This window comes from Streptomyces sp. 7R007 (assembly GCF_054850255.1).
The window spans coordinates 20,398-43,409 of record NZ_JBTWMV010000039.1 but is presented as its reverse complement, the minus strand read 5'-3'; the positions used below and the strand labels follow the sequence as shown (position 1 = coordinate 43,409).

The 23,012-nt window shown below is 67.1% G+C and carries 32 protein-coding genes; 3 read left to right on the top strand and 29 right to left on the bottom strand.

Going from position 1 to position 23,012, the window contains the following annotated elements:
- Positions 1-14: 14 nt before the first annotated feature.
- The 29 genes from ACYF6T_RS34215 to ACYF6T_RS34075 form a co-directional block, all read right to left on the bottom strand.
- Positions 15-677 (bottom strand): adenylate kinase, encoded by a 663-nt coding sequence (locus ACYF6T_RS34215; protein ID WP_461701387.1) that lies wholly within the window; start codon positions 675-677, stop codon positions 15-17.
- The gene (secY, locus tag ACYF6T_RS34210; protein ID WP_461701385.1) at positions 677-1,990 is read right to left on the bottom strand and encodes a preprotein translocase subunit SecY; all 1,314 of its coding nucleotides are present in this window, start codon (positions 1,988-1,990) and stop codon (positions 677-679) included. Before secY ends, ACYF6T_RS34215 begins: the two co-directional genes overlap by 1 nt.
- Before the next feature lie 188 nt (positions 1,991-2,178).
- Positions 2,179-2,634 (bottom strand): 50S ribosomal protein L15, encoded by a 456-nt coding sequence (gene rplO / locus ACYF6T_RS34205; protein WP_014674382.1) that lies wholly within the window; start codon positions 2,632-2,634, stop codon positions 2,179-2,181.
- Between the two features lie 2 nt (positions 2,635-2,636).
- A complete protein-coding gene (gene rpmD / locus ACYF6T_RS34200; protein ID WP_003998814.1) occupies positions 2,637-2,819 on the bottom strand; it encodes a 50S ribosomal protein L30 in 183 nt (60 codons plus the stop codon).
- Between the two features lie 2 nt (positions 2,820-2,821).
- The gene (gene rpsE, locus ACYF6T_RS34195; protein WP_014674381.1) at positions 2,822-3,427 is read right to left on the bottom strand and encodes a 30S ribosomal protein S5; all 606 of its coding nucleotides are present in this window, start codon (positions 3,425-3,427) and stop codon (positions 2,822-2,824) included.
- Positions 3,428-3,463: 36 nt separating this feature from the next.
- On the bottom strand, positions 3,464-3,847 hold the full coding sequence (gene rplR, locus ACYF6T_RS34190; protein WP_029380981.1) for a 50S ribosomal protein L18: 384 nt from the start codon (positions 3,845-3,847) through the stop codon (positions 3,464-3,466).
- Positions 3,848-3,850: 3 nt separating this feature from the next.
- Positions 3,851-4,390, bottom strand: coding sequence for a 50S ribosomal protein L6 (rplF, locus tag ACYF6T_RS34185; protein ID WP_461701383.1), 540 nt, complete (start codon positions 4,388-4,390; stop codon positions 3,851-3,853).
- A gap of 24 nt (positions 4,391-4,414) precedes the next feature.
- Positions 4,415-4,813, bottom strand: a complete 399-nt coding sequence (gene rpsH, locus ACYF6T_RS34180; RefSeq protein WP_006130772.1) for a 30S ribosomal protein S8 — start codon at positions 4,811-4,813, stop codon at positions 4,415-4,417.
- Positions 4,814-5,027: 214 nt separating this feature from the next.
- Positions 5,028-5,213, bottom strand: a complete 186-nt coding sequence (locus ACYF6T_RS34175; RefSeq protein ID WP_003948630.1) for a type Z 30S ribosomal protein S14 — start codon at positions 5,211-5,213, stop codon at positions 5,028-5,030.
- Positions 5,214-5,218: 5 nt separating this feature from the next.
- Positions 5,219-5,776 (bottom strand): 50S ribosomal protein L5, encoded by a 558-nt coding sequence (gene rplE / locus ACYF6T_RS34170; RefSeq protein ID WP_014674377.1) that lies wholly within the window; start codon positions 5,774-5,776, stop codon positions 5,219-5,221.
- On the bottom strand, positions 5,776-6,099 hold the full coding sequence (gene rplX, locus ACYF6T_RS34165; protein ID WP_076097138.1) for a 50S ribosomal protein L24: 324 nt from the start codon (positions 6,097-6,099) through the stop codon (positions 5,776-5,778). Before rplX ends, rplE begins: the two co-directional genes overlap by 1 nt.
- A gap of 2 nt (positions 6,100-6,101) precedes the next feature.
- Entirely contained in the window at positions 6,102-6,470 is a 369-nt protein-coding gene (gene rplN, locus ACYF6T_RS34160) for a 50S ribosomal protein L14 (protein WP_003998823.1), read from the bottom strand.
- 98 nt (positions 6,471-6,568) lie between these two features.
- Entirely contained in the window at positions 6,569-6,853 is a 285-nt protein-coding gene (gene rpsQ / locus ACYF6T_RS34155; RefSeq protein WP_039656223.1) for a 30S ribosomal protein S17, read from the bottom strand.
- Positions 6,850-7,074 carry a 50S ribosomal protein L29 gene (gene rpmC, locus ACYF6T_RS34150; RefSeq protein WP_007494763.1) on the bottom strand — a complete coding sequence of 75 codons (225 nt, stop codon included), beginning with the start codon at positions 7,072-7,074 and terminating at the stop codon, positions 6,850-6,852. Before rpmC ends, rpsQ begins: the two co-directional genes overlap by 4 nt.
- On the bottom strand, positions 7,074-7,493 hold the full coding sequence (rplP, locus tag ACYF6T_RS34145; RefSeq protein ID WP_055536777.1) for a 50S ribosomal protein L16: 420 nt from the start codon (positions 7,491-7,493) through the stop codon (positions 7,074-7,076). Before rplP ends, rpmC begins: the two co-directional genes overlap by 1 nt.
- A 5-nt stretch (positions 7,494-7,498) precedes the next feature.
- Entirely contained in the window at positions 7,499-8,326 is an 828-nt protein-coding gene (gene rpsC, locus ACYF6T_RS34140) for a 30S ribosomal protein S3 (protein ID WP_240863444.1), read from the bottom strand.
- Positions 8,326-8,673 carry a 50S ribosomal protein L22 gene (rplV, locus tag ACYF6T_RS34135; protein ID WP_351143382.1) on the bottom strand — a complete coding sequence of 116 codons (348 nt, stop codon included), beginning with the start codon at positions 8,671-8,673 and terminating at the stop codon, positions 8,326-8,328. Before rplV ends, rpsC begins: the two co-directional genes overlap by 1 nt.
- A 43-nt stretch (positions 8,674-8,716) precedes the next feature.
- The gene (gene rpsS / locus ACYF6T_RS34130) at positions 8,717-8,998 is read right to left on the bottom strand and encodes a 30S ribosomal protein S19 (RefSeq protein ID WP_003998828.1); all 282 of its coding nucleotides are present in this window, start codon (positions 8,996-8,998) and stop codon (positions 8,717-8,719) included.
- A gap of 12 nt (positions 8,999-9,010) precedes the next feature.
- Positions 9,011-9,847, bottom strand: a complete 837-nt coding sequence (gene rplB / locus ACYF6T_RS34125; RefSeq protein WP_242772511.1) for a 50S ribosomal protein L2 — start codon at positions 9,845-9,847, stop codon at positions 9,011-9,013.
- A gap of 38 nt (positions 9,848-9,885) precedes the next feature.
- The gene (rplW, locus tag ACYF6T_RS34120) at positions 9,886-10,305 is read right to left on the bottom strand and encodes a 50S ribosomal protein L23 (protein ID WP_461701380.1); all 420 of its coding nucleotides are present in this window, start codon (positions 10,303-10,305) and stop codon (positions 9,886-9,888) included.
- Positions 10,305-10,961: a 50S ribosomal protein L4 gene (rplD, locus tag ACYF6T_RS34115; protein ID WP_461701379.1), complete on the bottom strand. Its 657-nt coding sequence runs from the start codon at positions 10,959-10,961 to the stop codon at positions 10,305-10,307. Before rplD ends, rplW begins: the two co-directional genes overlap by 1 nt.
- Before the next feature lie 8 nt (positions 10,962-10,969).
- The gene (rplC, locus tag ACYF6T_RS34110; RefSeq protein WP_189933353.1) at positions 10,970-11,614 is read right to left on the bottom strand and encodes a 50S ribosomal protein L3; all 645 of its coding nucleotides are present in this window, start codon (positions 11,612-11,614) and stop codon (positions 10,970-10,972) included.
- Between the two features lie 16 nt (positions 11,615-11,630).
- The gene (rpsJ, locus tag ACYF6T_RS34105) at positions 11,631-11,939 is read right to left on the bottom strand and encodes a 30S ribosomal protein S10 (protein WP_003948644.1); all 309 of its coding nucleotides are present in this window, start codon (positions 11,937-11,939) and stop codon (positions 11,631-11,633) included.
- A 399-nt stretch (positions 11,940-12,338) separates the two neighbouring features.
- Positions 12,339-13,487: an acyltransferase family protein gene (locus tag ACYF6T_RS34100; protein ID WP_461701378.1), complete on the bottom strand. Its 1,149-nt coding sequence runs from the start codon at positions 13,485-13,487 to the stop codon at positions 12,339-12,341.
- A 265-nt stretch (positions 13,488-13,752) separates the two neighbouring features.
- On the bottom strand, positions 13,753-14,946 hold the full coding sequence (gene tuf / locus ACYF6T_RS34095; protein ID WP_461701376.1) for an elongation factor Tu: 1,194 nt from the start codon (positions 14,944-14,946) through the stop codon (positions 13,753-13,755).
- Positions 14,947-15,102: 156 nt separating this feature from the next.
- Positions 15,103-17,229 carry an elongation factor G gene (gene fusA / locus ACYF6T_RS34090; protein WP_461701374.1) on the bottom strand — a complete coding sequence of 709 codons (2,127 nt, stop codon included), beginning with the start codon at positions 17,227-17,229 and terminating at the stop codon, positions 15,103-15,105.
- A gap of 39 nt (positions 17,230-17,268) precedes the next feature.
- Positions 17,269-17,739 carry a 30S ribosomal protein S7 gene (gene rpsG, locus ACYF6T_RS34085; RefSeq protein WP_003998848.1) on the bottom strand — a complete coding sequence of 157 codons (471 nt, stop codon included), beginning with the start codon at positions 17,737-17,739 and terminating at the stop codon, positions 17,269-17,271.
- A gap of 2 nt (positions 17,740-17,741) precedes the next feature.
- Positions 17,742-18,113 carry a 30S ribosomal protein S12 gene (gene rpsL / locus ACYF6T_RS34080; RefSeq protein ID WP_003948652.1) on the bottom strand — a complete coding sequence of 124 codons (372 nt, stop codon included), beginning with the start codon at positions 18,111-18,113 and terminating at the stop codon, positions 17,742-17,744.
- Between the two features lie 338 nt (positions 18,114-18,451).
- Positions 18,452-18,919: a DUF1707 and DUF4190 domain-containing protein gene (locus ACYF6T_RS34075; protein WP_461701373.1), complete on the bottom strand. Its 468-nt coding sequence runs from the start codon at positions 18,917-18,919 to the stop codon at positions 18,452-18,454.
- Positions 18,920-19,259: 340 nt separating this feature from the next.
- Between ACYF6T_RS34075 and ACYF6T_RS34070 the strand changes: the two genes are divergently transcribed.
- From ACYF6T_RS34070 to ACYF6T_RS34060, 3 genes are all read left to right on the top strand, one after another.
- Positions 19,260-19,976, top strand: a complete 717-nt coding sequence (locus ACYF6T_RS34070) for a Crp/Fnr family transcriptional regulator (protein WP_461701372.1) — start codon at positions 19,260-19,262, stop codon at positions 19,974-19,976.
- Between the two features lie 125 nt (positions 19,977-20,101).
- Entirely contained in the window at positions 20,102-20,854 is a 753-nt protein-coding gene (locus tag ACYF6T_RS34065) for a hypothetical protein (protein ID WP_461701371.1), read from the top strand.
- On the top strand, positions 20,851-23,004 hold the full coding sequence (locus ACYF6T_RS34060; protein WP_461701370.1) for a hypothetical protein: 2,154 nt from the start codon (positions 20,851-20,853) through the stop codon (positions 23,002-23,004). The genes ACYF6T_RS34065 and ACYF6T_RS34060 overlap by 4 nt, the downstream gene beginning before the upstream one ends.
- The last annotated feature ends 8 nt before the right edge of the window (positions 23,005-23,012 follow it).

Sequence of the window (23,012 nt, the reverse complement as noted above, 5' to 3'; positions counted from 1 at the left end):
CGTACAGGCTCCGCCTACTTGCCGTCGTCCTCGCGCTTGAGCGCCTCGAGCGCCCGCTGCGTGACCTCGTCGACCGGGCCGAGGGAGGAGATCGTGACGACCAGTCCCTGCGCCTTGTAGTAGTCGATGATCGGCTCGGTCTGCGTGTGGTAGACCTCCAGCCGGTTGCGGACCGTCGCCTCGGAGTCGTCGTCGCGCTGGTACAGCTCGCCGCCGCAGACGTCGCAGACGCCCTCCTTCTTCGGCGGGCTGTACGTCACGTGGTAGACGTGCGCGGAGTCGTTGCGGCAGATGCGCCGGCCGGCGATCCGCTTGACGACCTCGTCCTCGGAGACCTCCAGATCGAGCACCGCGTCCAGCTTGATGGCCTCGGTCTTCAGCAGTTCGTCGAGCGCCTCGGCCTGCGAGACGTTGCGCGGGAAACCGTCGAGCAGGAAGCCGCCCTCGGCGTCCGGCTGCTCCATACGGTCCTTGGCCATCGCGATGGTGACCTCGTCGGGCACGAGATTGCCGGCGTCCATGTAGGACTTCGCGAGTTTCCCGAGATCCGTCTGCCGGCTGATGTTGGCGCGGAACAGATCGCCCGTGGAGATGTGCGGGATGCGCAGCTTCGCAGCGAGGCGGGTTGCCTGTGTGCCCTTTCCAGCACCCGGCGGCCCGACGAGGACGATTCGCATCAGCGGAGGAACCCTTCGTAATTGCGCTGCTGAAGCTGGCTCTCGATCTGCTTCACCGTCTCAAGACCGACACCCACGATGATCAGGATGCTGGTCCCGCCGAACGGGAAGTTATTGGTCGCCCCGAACCCCACCAACGCCATCGTCGGCACGAGAGCGATCAGCCCCAGATACAGCGAACCCGGCCAGGTGATCCGGTTGAGCACGTAACTCAGGTACTCAGCGGTCGGTCGGCCAGCCCGGATGCCCGGGATGAAGCCACCATACTTCTTCATGTTGTCGGCTACTTCTTCGGGGTTGAAGGAGATCGCCACGTAGAAGAACGCGAAGAAAACGATGAGCAAGAAGTACGAAACGATGTAAATCGGGTGATCGCCCTTGGTCAGGTTCTGCTCGATCCACGTTTTCCAGCCCGCCGTGGATCCGGAGAACTGCGCGACCAGAGCCGGAATGTAGAGCAGCGACGACGCGAAGATGACCGGAATCACACCGGCCTGGTTCACCTTCAACGGGATGTAGGTGGACGTGCCGCCGTAGGAACGCCGGCCGATCATGCGCTTCGCGTACTGCACCGGGATACGGCGCTGGGCCTGCTCGACGAAGACCACCAGGCCGACCATGACCAGGCCGACCAGCAGGACGGTGCCGAACTCGATCCAGCCGCCGGCCAGGTCGCCGGACTTCTTGATCGACCACAGGGCGGACGGGAAGGTGGCGGCGATCGAGATGAACATCAGGATCGACATGCCGTTGCCGATGCCGCGGTCGGTGATCAGCTCGCCCAGCCACATCACGACGGCCGTACCGGCGGTCATGCAGACGACCATGGTGATGGTGGTGAAGATCGCCTGGTCCGGGACGATGCTGGAGGCGACCGTGCAGCCGGAGAACAGGGCGCCGCTGCGGGCGGTGGCCACCAGACCGGTGCCCTGGAGGATGGCGAGCGCCACCGTCAGGTAACGGGTGTACTGGGTGATCTTCGCCGTACCGGCCTGGCCCTCCTTCTTGAGGGCCTCCAGCCGCGGGATCACCACGGTCAGCAGCTGCAGGATGATGCTCGCCGTGATGTACGGCATGATGCCCAGCGCGAAGACCGTGATCTGCAGCAGCGCGCCGCCGCTGAACATGTTGACGAGACCGAAGAGGCCCTGGTTGCCGGACGCCTGGTCCACGCAGTCCTGGACGGCCTGGTAGTTGACGCCGGGGATCGGGATGTGGGTACCGACCCGGTAGACCACGATGATGCCGAGCGTGAAGAGCAGCTTCTTGCGCAGGTCGGGCGTCCTGAACGCCCGGGCGAACGCGGTGAGCACGGTGCCTCCTGCGACCCCCGCGCAACTGCGTCAAGGGTGACGGTCTTGAGGTTCGACGAATAAGAGAGTGAACAGTGCAGGCCACCTTACCGGCGACACTGCTCCCCGTGGAACGACCAACCGGGGATACCCCATTGTGAGGTATCCCCGGTCGGGAGTTGCTTACGTCATCGAGACGCCTGAGGAACTCAGACGAGCTCGGTGACGGTGCCGCCGGCGGCGGTGATCTTCTCCTTGGCGGAGCCGGAGACGGCGTCGACCGTCACCTGCAGCGCCACGGAGATCTCACCCTGACCGAGGACCTTGACCAGGCTGTTCTTGCGAACGGCGCCCTTGGCCACCAGACCCTCGACGGTGACCTCGCCACCCTCGGGGTAGAGCGCGGCCAGCTTGTCGAGGTTCACGACCTGGTACTCGGTCTTGAACGGGTTCTTGAAGCCCTTCAGCTTCGGGAGGCGCATGTGCAGCGGCATCTGGCCGCCCTCGAAGCGCTCCGGAACCTGGTAGCGGGCCTTGGTGCCCTTGGTACCACGACCGGCCGTCTTACCCTTCGACGCCTCACCACGACCGACACGGGTCTTGGCGGTCTTGGCGCCCGGGGCGGGACGGAGGTTGTGGATCTTGAGCGGGTTCTGCTCCGCCATGATCAGTCGACCTCCTCGACCGTCACGAGGTGGCGGACGGTGTGCACCATGCCGCGGAACTCGGGGCGGTCCTCCTTGACGACCACGGTGTTGATCCCCTTGAGACCAAGCGACCGCAGGGTGTCACGGTGGTTCTGCTTGCTGCCGATGTAGGACTTGACCTGCGTGATCTTGAGCTGCGCCATGATTACGCACCCACCCCGGCGCGCGCACGCAGCAGAGCCGCGGGAGCGACGTCCTCCAGGGGCAGACCACGGCGGGCCGCGATCTCCTCGGGACGCTGCAGGCCCTTCAGGGCCTCCACGGTCGCGTGCACGATGTTGATCGCGTTGTCGGAGCCGAGCGACTTCGACAGCACGTCGTGGATACCGGCGCACTCGAGCACGGCACGCACCGGACCACCGGCGATCACACCGGTACCGGGCGACGCGGGCTTCAGGAGCACGACGCCTGCAGCCTTCTCACCCTGGATCGGGTGCGGGATGGTGCCCTGGATCCGGGGGACCTTGAAGAAGTGCTTCTTGGCCTCCTCAACGCCCTTGGCGATGGCGGCCGGCACCTCCTTGGCCTTGCCGTATCCGACACCCACGGTGCCGTCACCGTCGCCCACCACGACCAGCGCGGTGAAGCTGAAGCGACGACCACCCTTCACAACCTTGGCGACGCGGTTGATCGCGACGACGCGCTCAACGTACGCGGTCTTCTCGGCGGCAGCAGCGCCGCCGTCACGGCCCTTCCGGTCCCGCCGCTCGCCGCCACCGGCACCGCTTCCGCGGCGCTGGGGTCCAGCCATTGGATTACCTCTCTCTTTCCGCTAGCTACAAGCGGCTCAGAACTTGAGCCCGGCTTCGCGGGCGGCGTCCGCCAGGGCGGCGATGCGCCCGGCGTACTGGTTGCCACCACGGTCGAACACGACGGCCTCGACACCGGCGGCCTTGGCACGCTCGGCGACCAGGGCACCGACCTGCTTGGCCTGCGCGGACTTGTCGCCCTCGCCACCGCGGATCGACGCGTCCAGGGTGGACGCCGACGCCAGGGTGTGGCCCTTCAGGTCGTCGATCACCTGCGCCACGATGTGGCGGTTGGAGCGGGTCACGACCAGACGGGGACGCTCCGCCGTACCGGACACCTTCTTGCGGATCCGGATGTGACGGCGCTTGATCGCGGCGCGCTTGTAGGCGTCGCCCTTGAGGATCTTCTGCCCGTATGCCATGGCTTACTTACCCGCCTTTCCGACCTTGCGGCGGATGACTTCGCCCTCGTACTTGACGCCCTTGGCCTTGTACGGGTCGGGCTTGCGCAGCTTGCGGATGTTGGCCGCGACCTCGCCGACCTTCTGCTTGTCGATGCCCTCGACCGAGAAACGGGTCGGGGTCTCCACCTTGAAGGTGATGCCCTCGGGGGCCTCGACGAGAATCGGGTGGCTGTAACCGAGCGCGAACTCGAGGTTCGAGCCCTTGGCGGTCACGCGGTAACCGACACCGCTGATCTCGAGCTTCTTCACGTAACCCTGGGTCACGCCGGTGATCATGTTCGCCACCAGCGTGCGGGACAGGCCGTGCAGGGCCTTGCTCTGACGCTCGTCGTTGGGGCGGGTCACCTGCAGGGTGCCGTCCTCGCCCTTGGCGATGTCGATCGGAGCCACGACGGTGTGGGTCAGCTCGCCCTTGGGGCCCTTGACCTTGACCGTACGGCCGTCGATGGTGACGTCCACGCCGGCGGGAACCGCGATGGGGAGCTTGCCGATGCGCGACATAGCTGTTTCCTCCGTTCCCTTCCGCTACCAGACGTAGGCGAGGACTTCCCCACCCACGCCCTTCTTGCCGGCCTGCTTGTCGGTGAGGAGCCCGTGCGACGTGGAGATGATCGCCACGCCCAGGCCGCCGAGCACCTTCGGCAGGTTGGTGGACTTCGCGTACACCCGGAGACCGGGCTTGGAGATCCGCTTGATGCCCGCGATGGAGCGCTCACGGTTGGGGCCGAACTTCAGCTCCAGGACGAGGTTCTTGCCGACCTCGGCGTCCTCGACCTTCCAGCCCGTGATGAAGCCCTCCTGCTGGAGGATCTCCGCGATGTGGGACTTGATCTTGGAGTGCGGCATCGACACCGTGTCGTGGTACGCCGAGTTCGCATTCCGCAGACGCGTCAACATGTCTGCGATCGGATCAGTCATGGTCATGAATTGGCCTGTGGCCTTTCTCGCCGGGGTTTCCTATATGCGCCATCCCTCTCCCCGTACTTCTTGAGACGGGACGGGTGCGGTGCGGGGACCTACGGCGTAGTAAGTCGTTCAGGGCGGCAGAGGCCCAACCCTCCCAGCCTAAGGCATCGTGAGGAGGGCCTCTGCCGTCCCGGTTGCTTACCGAGAGGTCCAGGAATCCCTAAATGAGGGATTACCAGGAGCTCTTGGTCACGCCCGGCAGCTCGCCACGGTGAGCCATCTCACGAAGGCACACGCGGCACAGGCCGAACTTGCGGTACACGGAGTGGGGACGGCCGCAGCGCTGGCAGCGCGTGTAACCGCGCACGCCGAACTTGGGCTTGCGAGCAGCCTTCGCGATGAGAGCCTTCTTCGCCATCTCGCTCACGCCTCCTTGAACGGGAAGCCGAGGTGACGGAGAAGGGCACGGCCCTCTTCGTCGTTGGTCGCCGTGGTGACCACGGTGATGTCCATACCCCGGACACGGTCGATCTTGTCCTGGTCGATCTCGTGGAACATGACCTGCTCCGTGAGACCGAAGGTGTAGTTGCCACGCCCGTCGAACTGCTTGGGGGACAGACCGCGGAAGTCGCGGATGCGCGGCAGCGCGAGCGACAGGGTGCGGTCCAGGAACTCCCACATGCGGTCGCCACGGAGGGTGACGTGGGCACCGATCGGCTGACCCTCGCGCAGCTTGAACTGCGCGATGGACTTGCGGGCCTTGGTGACGGCCGGCTTCTGACCGGTGATCGTGGTGAGGTCGCGGATGGCGCCCTCGATCAGCTTGGAGTCGCGGGCGGCGTCGCCCACACCCATGTTGACCACGATCTTGACGAGGCCGGGAACCTGCATGACGTTCTCGTACTTGAACTCGTCACGCAGCTTGCCCGCGATCTCCTCGCGGTACTTCGTCTTGAGACGCGGAGTGGTGGTGGTAGCCATCAGATGTCCTCACCCGTCCGCTTGGCAACGCGGATCTTGTTGCCCTCGTCGTCGAAGCGGTAACCGACACGCGTGACGACCTTCTGCCCGTCCTTCTCCACGACCAGCTGGACGTTGGAGACGTGGATCGGCGCCTCGGTGGTCACGATGCCGCCGGCCTGGGAACCGCGCGCGGTCGGGCCGGCCTTGGTGTGCTTCTTGACCCGGTTGACACCCTCGACCAGGACGCGCTCCTCGCGCGGGTAAGCGGCAATGACCTTGCCCTGCTTGCCCTTGTCCTTGCCGGTGATGACCTGGACCAGGTCGCCCTTCTTGATCTTCATGCTTACAGCACCTCCGGAGCCAGCGAGATGATCTTCATGAACTTCTTCTCGCGCAGCTCACGCCCGACCGGGCCGAAGATGCGGGTGCCGCGAGGGTCGCCGTCGTTCTTCAGAATGACGGCGGCGTTCTCGTCGAAGCGGATGTACGAGCCGTCCGGACGGCGGCGCTCCTTGACGGTGCGAACGATGACCGCCTTGACGACGTCACCCTTCTTCACGTTGCCACCGGGGATCGCGTCCTTGACGGTGGCGACGATGACGTCACCGATGCCCGCGTAGCGGCGACCGGAGCCACCGAGCACACGGATGCAAAGGATCTCCTTCGCCCCCGTGTTGTCGGCGACGCGCAGTCGCGACTCCTGCTGGATCACGTCTATCTCCTGTGTGTCTGCCGGTTCCCCGGGGGCCGTCGTTCAACGGCCCCCGGAGCCTGGCGGAACTGTCCTGCGAGGAATGCCCCGCAGGAGAATTACTTGGCCTTCTCGAGGATCTCGACGACGCGCCAGCGCTTCGTCGCGGACAGCGGCCGGGTCTCCATCAGGAGGACGCGGTCGCCGACACCCGCGGCGTTCTGCTCGTCGTGCGCCTTGAGCTTGTTGGTACGGCGGATGACCTTGCCGTACAGCGCGTGCTTGACGCGGTCCTCGACGGCGACGACGACGGTCTTGTCCATCTTGTCGCTGACGACCAGACCCTCACGGGTCTTGCGGAAACCGCGCGCTTCCTTGTTCTCGGTCACGTTGCTCTCGCTCATGCGTTCTCCACCGTTTCGATGCCCAGCTCACGCTCGCGCATCAGGGTGTAGATCCGCGCGATGTCCTTACGGACGGCCTTCAGCCGACCGTGGTTTTCGAGCTGACCCGTGGCCGCCTGGAAGCGGAGGTTGAACAGCTCTTCCTTGGCCTCGCGGAGCTTCGCCAGAAGCTCCTCGTTGCCCAGCTCGCGCAGCTCGGACGCCTTGGTACCGGCCGACATCACGCTTCACCTGCCTCGCGCTTGACGATCCGGCACTTCATCGGCAGCTTGTGGGCCGCTCGGGTCAGCGCCTCACGGGCGATCTTCTCGTTGGGGTACGACAGCTCGAACATCACGCGTCCGGGCTTGACGTTGGCGATCCACCACTCCGGAGAACCCTTACCGGAACCCATGCGGGTCTCGGCGGGCTTCTTGGTGAGCGGACGGTCCGGGTAGATGTTGATCCAGACCTTGCCACCACGCTTGATGTGACGCGTCATGGCGATACGAGCGGCCTCGATCTGACGGTTGGTCACATACGCCGGGGTGAGCGCCTGGATGCCGTACTCGCCGAACGCCACCGTCGTGCCACCCTTGGCCGCGCCGTTGCGCTTGGGGTGGTGCTGCTTGCGGTGCTTGACCCTACGGGGGATCAGCATGTCGGTCAGGCCTCCGTTCCGGTGCTCTCAGCCGGAGCGGCAGCGGGCGCCTCGGCCTGGGGGGCCTCGGCAGCCGGAGCCTGCTGCTGCGGCTTGCGACCACGCCGCTCGCCACCGCGGCCACCACGGGCCGGGCGGTCACCCGCGCCACCGCGAGCCGGGCGGTTGCCCGCACGGGCGGCAGCGTTCTCGGCGCGGACCTCGGCGATGTTCTTGACGTCGCCCTTGTAGATCCAGACCTTCACACCGATGCGGCCGAAGGTCGTCTTGGCCTCGAAGAAGCCGTAGTCCACGTTCGCGCGGAGCGTGTGCAGGGGCACGCGGCCCTCGCGGTAGAACTCCGAGCGGGACATCTCGGCGCCGCCGAGGCGGCCACCGCACTGGATCTTGATGCCCTTGGCGCCGGCCTTCATGGCGGACTGCATGCTCTTGCGCATGGCCCGACGGAAGGAGACGCGGGAGGACAGCTGCTCGGCGACGGCCTGGGCCACCAGCTGAGCGTCCGTCTCCGGGTTCTTGACCTCGAGGATGTTCAGCTGGACCTGCTTGCCGGTCAGCTTCTCCAGGTCACCGCGGATGCGGTCGGCCTCGGCGCCGCGGCGGCCGATGACGATGCCGGGACGCGCGGTGTGGATGTCCACGCGGACGCGGTCACGGGTGCGCTCGATCTCGACCTTGGAGATGCCGGCGCGCTCCATGCCGGACGTCATCATCCGACGGATGGCGACGTCTTCCTTGACGTAGTCCTTGTACAGCTTGTCGGCGTACCACCGGGACTTGAAGTCCGTGGTGACACCGAGCCGGAACCCGTGCGGGTTTACCTTCTGGCCCATTACCGGGTTCCTTCCTTGCTGCTGACGACCACGGTGATGTGGCTGGTCCGCTTGCGGATCCGGTAGGCACGGCCCTGGGCACGCGGACGGAACCGCTTCAGGGTCGGGCCCTCGTCGACGAAGGCCTCGGAAACGAAGAGGCTGTCGACATCGGTGTGGTCGTAGTTGTGCGCGGCGTTGGCGATGGCGCTGTCGAGCACCTTGCCGACGGGCACGGAGGCTGCCTGCGGAGCGAATCGCAGAACAGCCTGGGCCTCCGTGGCGTCCATGCCACGGATGAGGTCCACCACGCGGCGGGCCTTCATGGGCGTGACGCGGATGTACCGCGCCTGGGCCCTGGCTTCCATGGTTGTCCCTTCAGTTACTTACGTGTCTGAATGCGATCCGCTGCTAGCGGCGCTTCGACTTCCGGTCTTCCTTGACGTGACCCCGGAAGGTGCGCGTCGGCGAGAACTCGCCGAGCTTGTGGCCGACCATCGACTCGGTGACGAACACCGGGATGTGGGTCTTGCCGTTGTGCACCGCGAGCGTGTGGCCGAGCATGGCCGGCACGATCATGGAGCGACGGGACCAGGTCTTGATGACGTTCTTGGTGCCGGCTTCGTTCTGGGCTTCCACCTTCTTGATCAGGTGGTCGTCGACGAAGGGCCCCTTCTTGAGACTGCGCGGCATCTAAACCCGCTCCTAGCGCTTCTTGTTCGTCTTGCGGCGGCGGACGATGTACTTGTTCGACGCCTTCTTGGGCGAACGAGTACGACCTTCCTTCTGACCCCAGGGGCTGACCGGGTGGCGACCACCGGAGGTCTTGCCCTCACCACCACCGTGGGGGTGGTCAACCGGGTTCATCGCCACACCGCGGACGGTCGGGCGAACGCCCAGCCAGCGCTTGCGGCCGGCCTTGCCCCAGTTGATGTTGCTCTGCTCGGCGTTGCCGACCTCGCCGACCGTGGCGCGGCAGCGCTGGTCGACCAGGCGGATCTCACCGGACGGCATGCGGAGGTGGGCCATCGTGCCCTCCTTCGCGAGCAGCTGCACGGAGGCACCGGCGGAGCGGGCGAACTTGGCGCCGCCGCCCGGACGAAGCTCCACGGAGTGGATCGTCGTACCGACCGGGATGTTGCGCAGCGCCAGGTTGTTGCCGGGCTTGATGTCGGCGGCGGGACCGTTCTCGATCCGGTCGCCCTGGTTCAGACCCTTCGGCGCCAGGATGTAGCGCTTCTCGCCGTCCGCGTAGTGGAGCAGCGCGATGCGCGCGGTGCGGTTGGGGTCGTACTCGATGTGCGCGACCTTCGCCGGCACGCCGTCCTTGTCGTGACGACGGAAGTCGATCACGCGGTAGGCGCGCTTGTGTCCGCCACCCTGGTGGCGAACGGTCACACGACCGGCGTTGTTACGGCCGCCCTTGCTGTGCAGGGGGCGGACCAGCGACTTCTCCGGCGTGGACCGCGTGACCTCGACGAAGTCGGCGACGCTGGAACCACGGCGGCCCGGCGTAGTCGGCTTGTACTTGCGGATTCCCATTTCTCAGTCCTCGTCCGATATCGGACGATCCGACCCGCTTACGCGGTCGGACCGCCGAAGATGTCGATACGGTCGCCCTCGGCGAGGGTCACGATCGCGCGCTTGGTGGCCGCGCGCTGGCCGAAGCCGGTGCGGGTCCGCTTGCGCTTGCCGATGCGGTTGATCGTGTTGACCCCGGTGACCTTGACCGAGAAGACCGACTGGACGGCCTCCTTGATCTGGGTCTTGTTGGCGCGCGGGTCGACGATGAACGTGTACTTGTTCTCGTCCAGGAGCGCGTAGCTCTTCTCGGAGACGACCGGCTTCAGCAGCACGTCACGGGGGTCCGTGTACGACTTGCTCAGCGGGGTCTCGACGGTGTTCTTGCCCTCGGCGGCGTGCCGGCGGGCCTTCGCGACGCGCGCGGCCTTCGCCTTCTTCGCAGCCTTCGAGGCGATCGCGGGGTGACGGATGGCCATCAGACCTCGCTCCCTTCGGTGTCGTTGGCCTTCGGGCCGGCGACGAAGGACTCGAGAGCGGCCTGGGTGAAGACCACGTCGTCCGAGACGATCACGTCGTACGTGTTCAGCTGGCCCGGCTCCAGGATGTGCACCTGGGGCAGGTTGCGGGCGGACAGCCACGCGGCCTCGTCGGCGCGCTCGACGACCAGGAGCAGGTTCTTGCGCTCCGAGATCTTGCCGAACAGGCTCTTGGCGGCCTTCGTGGACGGGGTGTCGCCCTCGATCACGCCGGTGACGACGTGGATGCGGTTGTGGCGGGCCCGGTCGGTGAGGGCGTGGCGCAGGGCCGCGGCCTTCATCTTCTTCGGGGTCCGCTGCGAGTAGTCGCGCGGCACGGGACCGTGCACGACGCCACCACCGGCGAACTGCGGCGCGCGGGTCGAACCCTGACGGGCGCGACCGGTGCCCTTCTGGCGGTACGGCTTCTTGCCACCGCCGCGGACTTCGCCACGGGTCTTGGTCTTGTGCGTGCCCTGACGGGCTGCGGCGTTCTGCGCGACGACGACCTGGTGGATCAGCGGGATGCTGACCTTCTCAACGCCGAAGATCTCCGCGGGGAGCTCGACGGTACCGGCCTTCTCGCCAGCCGGCGAAAGGATGTCAACAGTGCTCATCGGTTACCTCAGGCCCCCTTGGCCGCGGTGCGGACCAGGACGAGGCCGCCGTTCGGACCGGGAACCGCGCCCTTGATGAGCAGCAGACCCTTCTCCGCGTCAACGGCGTGGACGGTCAGGTTCTGGGTGGTGACCCGCTCGTTGCCCATGCGACCCGCCATGCGGAGGCCCTTGAACACGCGGCCCGGGGTGGCGCAGCCACCGATGGAACCGGGAGAGCGGTGCTTGCGCTGGGTGCCGTGACCGGCGCCGAGGCCACCGAAGTTGTGGCGCTTCATGACACCGGCGAAGCCCTTGCCCTTGCTCTTGCCGGTGACGTCGACCTTGACGCCGGCCTCGAACACCTCGGCGGTGATCTCCTGGCCGAGGGTGTACTCGCTGGCGTCAGCGGTACGGATCTCGACGAGGTGGCGGCGCGGGGTGACGTCGGCCTTGGCGAAGTGGCCCTTGAGGGGCTTGTTCACCTTGCGCGGGTCGATCTCGCCGAAGGCGATCTGGACCGACTCGTAGCCGTCGCTGTCGTTCGTACGCACCTGGGTGACGACGTTGGGGCCGGCCTTGACGACGGTGACCGGAACAACGCGGTTGTTCTCGTCCCACACCTGCGTCATGCCGAGCTTCTCGCCCAGGATGCCCTTGATCTGCTTAGCCATTCTCAGCTCACCAGCCTCAGAGCTTGATCTCGATGTCGACACCGGCCGGCAGGTCGAGTCGCATCAGAGAGTCAACGGTCTTGGGCGTCGGGTCGAGGATGTCGATCAGGCGCTTGTGCGTGCGCATCTCGAAGTGCTCGCGCGAGTCCTTGTACTTGTGCGGCGACTTGATGACGCAGTACACGTTCTTCTCAGTGGGCAGCGGCACCGGGCCCGCGACCGACGCACCAGTACGGGTCACCGTCTCGACGATCTTCTTCGCCGAGGAGTCGATGACCTCGTGGTCGTAGGCCTTGAGCCGGATGCGGATCTTCTGTCCCGCCATGGCTACTCAGTAGTCCTGTCTCTCTACAGCTCTGGAACCCGGTGTTCCTTTGACTTCCTCCGACCCACGCGGTCGGGCGTGTCGCCCTTCCGCTGACACAGATGTCCCTTGTTCGAACATCTCTTGCCTTGGGAAAGAGGTCCACCGGGTGCCTGGCCAGTGCCGCACCACACTTCCCGGAAGATTCCCGTACGTCCGCCCCAGCGCTGCCGTGTGGCAGTTAGGACGACGAGTACTGTGGGACTCGCTTCCGGTCCCCCCGGCGGGAGGCGCGCAGCATCAACACTCGACCGAGCAACTCCGACAGTCTGCCATATGGGGCGGGGGCCTGGCCAATCGAGCCGGAGAGAATACCCCGGGAGTGACGTAGGTCAAACACGGGGGCGAACCCGCACCGTCTCAGCCCGTCTGGTCCGCGTTCCGCAGCCGTGCGAACGAGGTCTCCAGCCCCCGCTTCACCCACCGCGCGAGCGGCGCCTCCACCAGGCGGTGGACCAGCCAGCTCAGCAGCAGGAAGCCCGTGAGCACGGCGGCGACCAGGAGACGCGCGTCCATCGTGTCCTTGAGGCGGTTGATGATCGTCGTACCGGCGACGTAATGCATCAGGTACAGCGGATACGTCAGGCTGCCCGCCGTCACCAGCCACTTCCAGCGGACGCGGTCCGTCGCGCCGAGCGCGATCGCGACCATCAGCAGCAGGAACGCGGTGAAGACGAGCACCGCCCCACGCCAGCTGGAGACGTGCTCGACGTTGTCGATGCGCATCCCCAGCTCCCGCTGCCCCATCAGCCAGGCCATGCCGAGGATGCCCCACAGCAGCAGGTCCTGGCCGAAGCGGTACATGAGGTAGAGGGCGAGGCCGGCGATGAAGTACCAGGCGCCGTCCGGGTTGGCGACGAGCTCCAGCAGGTGGAACCGCGACACCGGGGCCAGCATCGCCGCCGCGCCCCACAGGCAGCAGAAGGCCACCACCCTCTTGTACGTCAGTCCCATCGCGACGACGACCAGGAAGAGGAGGTAGAAGCGCAGCTCCGACCAGAGCGTCCAGTACACCCCGTCGACGTTGCCGACGCCCGAACCGGCTTGCAGCATCGTGAAGTTGAGCAGGATGTCCCGCGGGCGCAGCCGGTCCCAGACGCCCGGCAGGGCGACCATGACGGCCGTCGTGAAGGCTATGGCGAACCAGTACGCGGGGTACAGGCGGATCACCCGGGAGACGAAGAACTGGCGCGGGGTGCGGCCCCAGCAGGACATGCAGATCACGAAGCCGCTGATCACGAAGAAGATCTCGACGCCGACCCAGCCGTAGGAGGCGACGTGGAACACCGTCGGCATGATGTCGGAGACCGGCCGGTCCCAGATGGCGTTGTGCGGCCGGTCCACGCGGCGCGTGCCGGCGTAGTGGTGGACGGCGACCATCAGCGCGGCGACGAGGCGTATGCCGTCGATGGCGTACAGGCGGGGGCGGTCCCGGCGCAGGGGCGGGGCGGGGCGGTCCACCTGGACTCTCCGCAACTGCTGCGTCGGCCGGTCGACCATGATGGACATCCGCGATCATCCCCTGTCTGACTGCTCCGTCCGTCCACGCTAGGACGTCACAACCACCCCACAGCGAGCAGACAAGAACATTCGGGGCGCGGTCGGCGGGGAGTTGGTACAACTCTCGACGACCCGTCTCACAGAGTTCGCCCAGACTTCACCAGGGTTCGAGGCAACCCCCGAAGGCGACCCGGGCGGCGCATGCGGAAGGGCCCGTACGACCGGAGTCGTACGGGCCCTTCGTAGACCTAGCGGTCTGCCGGTCGGCTCAAGCTCACTTCGTGATCTTGGTGACCTGGCCGGCGCCGACCGTCCGGCCACCCTCGCGGATGGCGAACTTCAGGCCCTCTTCCATGGCGACGGGCTGGATGAGCTCCACCTTCATCTCGGTGTTGTCACCCGGCATGACCATCTCGGTGCCCTCGGGGAGGGTCACGACGCCGGTCACGTCCGTCGTACGGAAGTAGAACTGCGGACGGTAGTTGTTGAAGAACGGCGTGTGGCGGCCACCCTCGTCCTTGGAGAGGATGTAGGCCTGCGCCTCGAACTCGGTGTGCGGGGTGACCGAGCCCGGCTTGATGATGACCTGGCCGCGCTCGACGTCCTCGCGCTTGATGCCGCGGAGGAGCAGACCGACGTTCTCACCGGCCTGGCCCTCGTCGAGCAGCTTGCGGAACATCTCGATGCCGGTGACCGTGGTGGAGGTCTTCTCCGGCTTGATGCCGATGATGTCGACGGTCTCGTTGACCTTGAGGACACCACGCTCGATACGGCCGGTGACGACCGTACCGCGACCGGTGATGGTGAAGACGTCCTCGATCGGCATCAGGAACGGCTTGTCGACGTCGCGCTCCGGCTCCGGAATCGCGGTGTCGACGGCGTTCATGAGGTCCAGGACGGACTGCGTCCACTCCTTGTCGCCCTCAAGGGCCTTCAGGGCGGAGACGCGGACGACCGGCAGGTCGTCGCCCGGGAACTCGTACTCGGAGAGGAGCTCACGGACCTCGAGCTCGACGAGCTCCATGATCTCCTCGTCGTCCACCATGTCGGCCTTGTTCAGGGCGACGACGATGTACGGAACGCCGACCTGACGGGCCAGGAGCACGTGCTCCTTGGTCTGCGGCATCGGACCGTCGGTCGCGGCGACCACGAGGATCGCGCCGTCCATCTGGGCGGCACCGGTGATCATGTTCTTGATGTAGTCCGCGTGACCCGGGCAGTCGACGTGGGCGTAGTGACGCGCCTCGGTCTGGTACTCGACGTGCGCGATGGAGATGGTGATACCGCGCTGGCGCTCCTCGGGAGCCTTGTCGATGTTGTCGAACGGGGTGGCCTCGTTCAGCTCCGGGTACGCGTCGTGCAGCACCTTGGTAATGGCGGCCGTGAGGGTCGTCTTACCGTGGTCGATGTGACCGATGGTGCCGATGTTGACGTGCGGCTTAGTCCGCTCGAACTTCGCCTTCGCCACTGGGGTCCTCCTGTGGAGTGGTTCTGTACGCCTTACTTCATCGGCGCCAGGTGATCTTTGCTGTTAGGTCCCGGAACCCGGGGCGAACACTCACGAACGTGTGCGTTTGCCCCGTGAGGCTCCGGAGTCAAGCCTACGGCGTGGGAACGCGGTGCGTTACTCGCCCTTGGCCTTCGCGATGATCTCCTCGGCGACGTTCCGCGGAACCTCGGCGTAGGAGTCGAACTGCATGGAGTAGCTGGCGCGGCCGGACGTCTTGCTGCGCAGGTCGCCGACGTAACCGAACATCTCCGAAAGGGGCACGAGGCCCTTCACGACGCGGGCACCGGCCCGCTCCTCCATGGCCTGGATCTGGCCACGGCGGGAGTTGATGTCGCCGATGACCTCACCCATGTAGTCCTCGGGCGTGGTGACCTCGACGGCCATCATCGGCTCCAGGAGCACGGGGCTGGCCTTGCGCGCGGCCTCCTTGAAGGCCTGCGAACCGGCGATCTTGAACGCGAGCTCGGAGGAGTCGACCTCGTGGTAGGCACCGTCGAGCAGCGTCACGCGGACACCGGTCATCTCGTACCCGGCGAGGATGCCGAACTGCATGGCCTCCTGCGCACCGGCGTCGACCGAGGGGATGTACTCCTTCGGGACGCGACCACCGGTCACCTTGTTGACGAACTCGTACGAGGCGTCGCCGCCCTCGATCGGCTCGATCGCGATGATGACGCGAGCGAACTGGCCGGTACCACCCGTCTGCTTCTTGTGGGTGTACTCGACCTTCTCGACCGCCTTGCGAATGGTCTCGCGGTAGGCGACCTGCGGCTTGCCGACGTTGGCCTCGACCTTGAACTCGCGCTTCATGCGGTCGACGAGCACCTCGAGGTGCAGCTCGCCCATACCGCCGATGACGGTCTGGCCGGTCTCCTCGTTGGTGTGCACCTGGAAGGAGGGGTCCTCCTCCGCGAGCCGCTGGATGGCGACACCCAGCTTCTCCTGGTCACCCTTGGACTTGGGCTCGATGGCGACCTCGATGACCGGCGCCGGGAAGTCCATGGACTCCAGGATCACCGGGCTCTTCTCGTCGCACAGCGTCTCACCGGTGGTGGTCTGCTTCAGGCCCATGACGGCGACGATGTCGCCGGCGCCCACCGACTCGATCTCCTCACGCTTGTTGGCGTGCATGCGGTAGATCTTGCCGATGCGCTCCTTGCGGCCCTTGACCGAGTTCAGCACGGCGGTGCCGGACTCCAGGCGGCCGGAGTAGACGCGCACGAAGGTGAGCTTGCCCAGGTGCGGGTCGCTCATGATCTTGAACGCCAGCGCGGACAGCGGCTCGTCGTCGGACGGCTTGCGCTTGATGACCGTCTCCGGGTCCTTGACGTCGTGGCCCTCGATGGCCTCGATGTCGACCGGCGACGGCAGGTAGCGCACGACCGCGTCGAGCAGGGGCTGCACGCCCTTGTTCTTGAAGGCGGTGCCGCAGAACACCGGGGTCACGGTGGTGCCGGTGCCCTTGCCGGAGGCGATGGTGATACGGCGGATCGCCGCGTACAGCTGCTCCTCGGTGGGCTCCTCGCCCTCCAGGTACAGCTCCATCAGCTCTTCGTCGTTCTCGGCGACGGCCTCGAGCAGCTTGCCGCGCCACTCCTCGGCGGCCTCGGTGTGCGTGGCCGGGATGTCGACGATGTCGTACATCTCGCCCTTGGTCGCCTCGGCGGACCACACCAGGGCCTTCATCTTCACCAGGTCGACGACGCCCTTGAAGTCCGCCTCGGCACCGATCGGCAGCTGCATGACCAGCGGCTGCGCGCCCAGGCGGTCGGAGATCATGTCGACGCAGCGGTGGAACTCGGCACCGGTGCGGTCGAGCTTGTTGACGAAGCAGATGCGCGGAACGCCGTAGCGGTCCGCCTGACGCCACACGGTCTCGGACTGCGGCTCAACGCCGGCGACGCCGTCGAACACCGTCACGGCACCGTCGAGCACGCGCAGCGAACGCTCCACCTCGACGGTGAAGTCGACGTGGCCCGGCGTGTCGATGATGTTGATGGTGTGGTCGACGTCTTCCAGCGGCCAGTGACAGGTGGTGGCAGCAGAGGTGATCGTGATGCCACGCTCCTGCTCCTGCTCCATCCAGTCCATGGTGGCAGCGCCGTCGTGGACCTCACCGATCTTGTACGAAACGCCGGTGTAGAACAGGATCCGCTCGGTGGTGGTCGTCTTGCCCGCGTCGATGTGGGCCATGATCCCGATGTTGCGGACCCTGGCCAGGTCAAGCGAAGTGGTAGCCATAAGGCTTCAGTCTTCTCTCGGTCTCGATGGGGTCTGCGACTACCAGCGGTAGTGCGCGAAGGCCTTGTTGGACTCGGCCATCTTGTGCGTGTCCTCGCGCTTCTTGACGGCCGCACCGAGGCCGTTCGAAGCGTCGAGAAGCTCGTTGAGCAGACGCTCGGTCATGGTCTTCTCGCGACGGGCGCGGGAGTAGCCGACCAGCCAGCGCAGCGCCAGGGTGTTGGCACGGCCGGGCTTGACCTCGACCGGGACCTGGTAGGTGGCGCCACCGACACGGCGGGACTTGACCTCAAGCGTCGGCTTGATGTTCTCAAGGGCGCGCTTGAGCGTGATGACCGGGTCATTGCCGGTCTTCTCGCGCAGACCCTCCATGGCGCCGTAGACGATGCGCTCGGCGGTGGAGCGCTTGCCGTTCAGCAGCACCTTGTTGATCAGGGAGGTCACCAGAGGAGAACCGTAGACCGGGTCGATGATGACCGGGCGCTTCGGGGCGGGGCCCTTACGAGGCATTCTTACTTCTCCTTCTTGGCGCCGTAACGGCTGCGAGCCTGCTTGCGGTTCTTGACACCCTGGGTGTCGAGCGAGCCACGGATGATCTTGTAGCGAACACCCGGCAGGTCCTTCACACGGCCGCCGCGCACGAGCACGATGGAGTGCTCCTGCAGGTTGTGTCCCTCACCCGGAATGTAAGCGGTGACCTCGATCCCGCTGGTCAGACGCACACGCGCGACCTTACGCAGGGCCGAGTTCGGCTTCTTCGGGGTGGTCGTGAACACACGCGTGCAGACGCCGCGACGCTGAGGGGAACCCTCGAGTGCGGGCGTCTTGTTCTTCTCGACCTTGTCCTGCCGGCCCTTGCGGACCAGCTGCTGGATCGTAGGCACTACTTCTCCGGTTTCTGTGTGCCGATGGGTACAGCTAACCTGGAACGTCGCCGACCCACGCGGTCGGGTGTGTCGAATCCGGCGGACTCCCGCCGCGAGGCGAAAAGAGCACAGATTACGGTGGCCGCTCACAGCTCGCCGTGCGGTTGATGGCACGCACGAGAGCCAGGGCACACCCCAGGCACAAGGTCTGAGCGTACCTACCGCATTCGCTGCGGTCAAAACAAATGGGCCCCGCCCGCATCACCCTGCGGAACCTGTCAAGACCCACACCGCCGGTGATCTTCGATTTCACACGCCGGTGACGTACGGACGCCGCCCCGAGGCGCCCCCGGCCCTCACCCGGAGGCCAGCGCCACCGCTATCAGCAGCGTGATCACGAGCGCCCAGACCGCCGTCGACAGCCAGCCCAGGACCAGCCCGGTCATCGCCAGTCCCTCGCCGGCCTCACCGGTCCGCTCGATCTCGGCGCGCGCGGTGTGCCCCAGGATGACCGCCGGGACGCCGGCCAGCCCGAAGGTCGGCAGGCACAGCAGGCCGAGCACGGCGGCGCCGACCGCCTTGCCGTTCGTCCGCGCCCGCGGGGCGGGCAGGAAGGTCCGCGGCACCACCGGCTGCGCGGGCGCCGGCTGCGGTACGGGCCCCTGCGGCAGGTCGGCCACCAGCAGCGCCAGCTCCCCCACCGTACGGGCGGCATAGGCCCGCGCCACCCGCTTGTCGAACTCCTCGTCGTCCAGCCGCCCCTCCCCGTACCCCGCCCTGAGCACGTCCACGGCCCGCTCCCGGTCGGCGTGGGAGGCGAGCATGGAGGGAGCGGTCTGCTGCGGCCACGACGGCGGAACTCCTCGCCCTGGCTGCCATGGCGTCGGGTGCGACACGGGCGCCTCCCCCCAAAAGCGGCTGAATGCCTCCATCATCCTCCAACGCCCAGCTTTCGCCACGGGTTCCCCGCCGGTTTCACCAACTTCCGGCCATTGTGGGAGGCGGCGGAGGGGGCCTGCGCCTGCCGGGACCCGCCAGGCCTTCGACGGATGCGTGTCGGCCACGGCGGCCGATTGCCGCCCATTGCCGCTCCCTCCCCGTCAAGTACGTTGAAAGGTTGCGGAGTCGTGGACGTCGGCGCAGGTGAACGAGGGGGACAAGGTTATGACCGGGGGGCAGGCGCACGCGTGGGACGACGCAGGTTTCGACGATCGGGTGCCGTTCCTCGCCCGGCTGGAAAAGGACGACCGGGCCGCCCTGCTCGCCATCGGGCGGCCGCTGAGCTATCCGGCGCGCAGTGTGATCATGCGACAGGACGAGCCGGCGTCCCATGTACTGCTTCTCCTGCGCGGCTGGACCAAGGTCACCGTGCTCGCCGTCAACGGCTACGAAGCCCTGCTCGCCCTGCGTGGCCCGGGAGACATAGTCGGTGAGGGCGCCGCGTTGAGCAGACGCCAGCGCTCGGCGACCGTCACCGCCCTGGACCCGGTCGACGCGGTGGTCATCGAGCAGAGCCGGTTCACGGCGTTCCTCACGGAGAACGCGCGCGTGTCACTGCACCTGCTGAGCCTTGCCACCGACCGGCAGCGGTCGACGGACCGCCGCAGACTGGAGTGGGCCGCCCTTTCGGTGCGCGAGCGCCTCGCCGTCCTGCTCCTCGAACTCGTCCGCACTCACGGCAAACGCACCGACGAGGGCATCGAGCTCACCATCGGCCTCAGCCAGCAGGAGTTCGCGGGTTCTGTCGGCTCCTCGCGTGAAGCGGTCGCCCGCCTCCTCAAGGACCTGCGCAGTCGCGAGGTCGTCGTCACCCGGCGTCGCCGCATCGTGGTCCTCCGCCCTGACGTGCTGCGCCGCATCATCGCCGGAAGCGCCGCCTGACGGTACGCGGGCCGCCGCCCGGCGTCTGTGTACGCGGTCACAATCCGTCCATGTCATCGGACCTCGGCCGGATGTCCGAGGGCGGCCATCGTGCTGGGCATCAGCCCGACTCACGAGAGGCAGCCATGGCCCAGCACACGACCGATCCCGTGTACCGCACCATCCTGCTGTTCGACATCGAGCAGTTCGGCAGGCGCGACAACGTGGAGCAGGCGTATCTGCGCCGCATGCTCTACGACGTCGTCGGCGCCACGCTCCTCGCCGCAGGCGTCGACGAGACGTCCCGGCTGTCAGCGGACCGAGGTGACTCCGTCATGGAGCTCATCGGCACCCAGGTCTCCGTGCCGGCACTCGTCAAAGCCCTGCTGACCGAGACACCCGCCCTCCTGCACGCGCAGAACCGCCTGATCGCCGAGAGCACGCGGATGCGCCTGCGCATCGTGCTGTCCGCCGGTTACGTCGCCGTCGACGAGCTCGGCGGCTGGGTCGGCCGGGACCTCAATCACGCGGTACGGCTGCTGGACTGCGACCCGCTGCGCACGGCCCTGAAGACGCGCGACGACGACTGCGTGCTGTGCGCGTCCGACGGCATCTACCAGGGTGTCGTGTCGGACGGCCCCTTGGGCGTGCGGCCGGAGGACTTCCACCGGATCACCGTGGAGACGAAGGAGGGGCCGACGGTCGCCTGGCTCCACGGTGCGCCGGGTGCCGCCATGCCGGGCTCCCCCGCCGCCGACACCGGCTCCCCGGCGGGCGGCACTCCCTCCGGCCAGCACAACACGACCCACGTGGGAGGCGATCACTACGGCCTCAGCGGTGGTACCGCAGGCGACCTGAACTTCAACTTCGGCCCGTCCCGGCGAGGTGAGCGCCGGTGAGCCAGGACGAGGCAGCGACCGCGGCGGTACCGGCGGAAGGCGCCGAAGCGGACGGCAAGCAGAAGAAGCAGGACGAGTCGGCCGAGGCTCAGGAACAGCAACGGCAAGAGGCCTGGGCGGCGCGCCGCAACCTGATCGCTCACGGGCCCTCGTTCGTCATGCCCCTGGCTCGGACACGGGTCGAGCGTGATCTCCTCGGCGTCAGCGGCGGCGTCGTCAAGGGCAACGTGAACTACAACTTCGGCCTGCGCCAGGAGCGGCCGGAACACCTCTCCGGGGAGATCCGCCGGGAACAGATCGAGGAGCTGTCGTACGTCTTCCACGAGTGCCCCAGCTTCCATGAGGCGCTCGCCCAGCTGCGTGCCGAGCGGGTCGTGGTCCTGGCCGGCGGACGGGACACCGGCCGGCGCTCTGCGGCGCTCATGCTGTTGCGGCGGCTGCGCGCCGAACGCGTGCTCAACCTCGACCCGCCCGGCTCGCTCTCGGCGCTGCTGGACCAACTGACCGGCGCGGCCGGATACGTCCTGCTCAACCTGGCCACCAGCCGGAGCCATCCGTTGCGTGAACCGCACCTGCTGGGCCTGCGCGAGCGCCTGAACCACGTGGACGGCTACCTGGTGATCACGGTCGAGCCGTCGGCGGCCCTGGAAGACGTCCCCTGCATCCGCTGGGAACCACCGGCGGCCGAGGACATGCTGCGCAACCACGTCACCCGGCACACCGGGGCCGCCGCCTGGGACGCGCTGTGCGCACTGGAGCCGGTGGCCCAATTCCTGGCACGGCAGCAACAGCCGGGCCGGATCGAGGAGTTCGCAGAGCAGGTCGTCGCCTTCCACCACGGTGACATCGACGAGGAGAAGCTCGCCGCCTTCGGCCAGCAGGCCGTGACCGCCCAGATATCCCGCTGGCTCAGCGACGAGCAACGCCCGAGCTCCCTGCACGACAAGGCCTTCCTCATCTCTCTCGCCGTGTTCGACAAAGCCCCCTACGCGGTGACCGCCGAACTCGCCGACACGCTCTACGTACGGCTGCAGCGCACGGCCAACCCCCGCGTTCCGCCCGACATCCCCGTCTTCGGCGGCTCACGTGAGGAGCGGCTCCGGCTCGCCCACGCCCGCGGCTACTGGGACACCGAGGTCACCGAATGGGGACCCCTCGTCGGCCAGTACTTCGCCGCCTTCGGGGACGAGCACGCGGCCCGGCTCCTGCTGAAGGAGGTCTGGAACCTCCATCCGTCCGCCCGGCCCGCCCTCGTCGAGTGGATCCAGGAACTCGCCGAGGACGGCCGCCCCCTGGTCCGCACGCGAGCGGCCTCCGCCACCGCCCTGCTCGCCACCGCCGACCTGTCGTCGGCCATGGCCCTGCTCATCGAACCCTGGGCGGACGACGACCGGTTCGGCTCCTGGCTGACGGCGGCCAACGCCCTCACCATGGCCCAGTTGCTGGAGGTCCCCGCCGTCTTCCGCATCCTGCACGACTGGTGCACCGGCGACGACGACGGCGACGAGGGCCGCCGCTGGACGGCCGTCCGCGCATACGGCCTACTGGGGCCGGTCCACTACGAGCACGCCCTCAACTCGCTACTGGAAGCGATACGCGGACAGCACCGGCCGTACGACCTGGTGGAGGACGAGGACGACCCCGAGGCCCACGAGGAGTACCTGAGGCAGGAGGCGCTTCAGTTCGCGGACGCTCTGGAGCTGCTGCTCCTGGCACTGCGCGAGCCCGTGCTGAGGGCCCTCGCGGAGCTCCTCACCGACCGCACGGTGAGGGAGTACGCGCTGCTCGCCTTCCTCCAGGCCTGCGAGCAGCCCGACGAGCAGAACGACCGCCCGCTCGTCCTCAACTGGTACGCCCAGGCCGCGGCGGCGGTCGACGACACCGAGGCACGCCATCTCATCGCGTTCTGGCAGTCCGCGCTGGCCGACCGGACACGCACCGCGCACGCGCTGCGCATCCTGCGCGGCTGGGTCCTCACCGCCGACCGCGATCCCGAGGCCGAGGCAGCCCTCACCTCGCTGCTGCCCGCTCTCGTCACGACGCCCGCCAACCACAGCCGGGTCAGCCACCTGCTGCGCACGGTCCGCGGCCCCGACAAGGGCCGCTCACCGGCTGCGGACCGTCTGCTGACACGCATCTCCCCGTCCTGAAGGAGGAA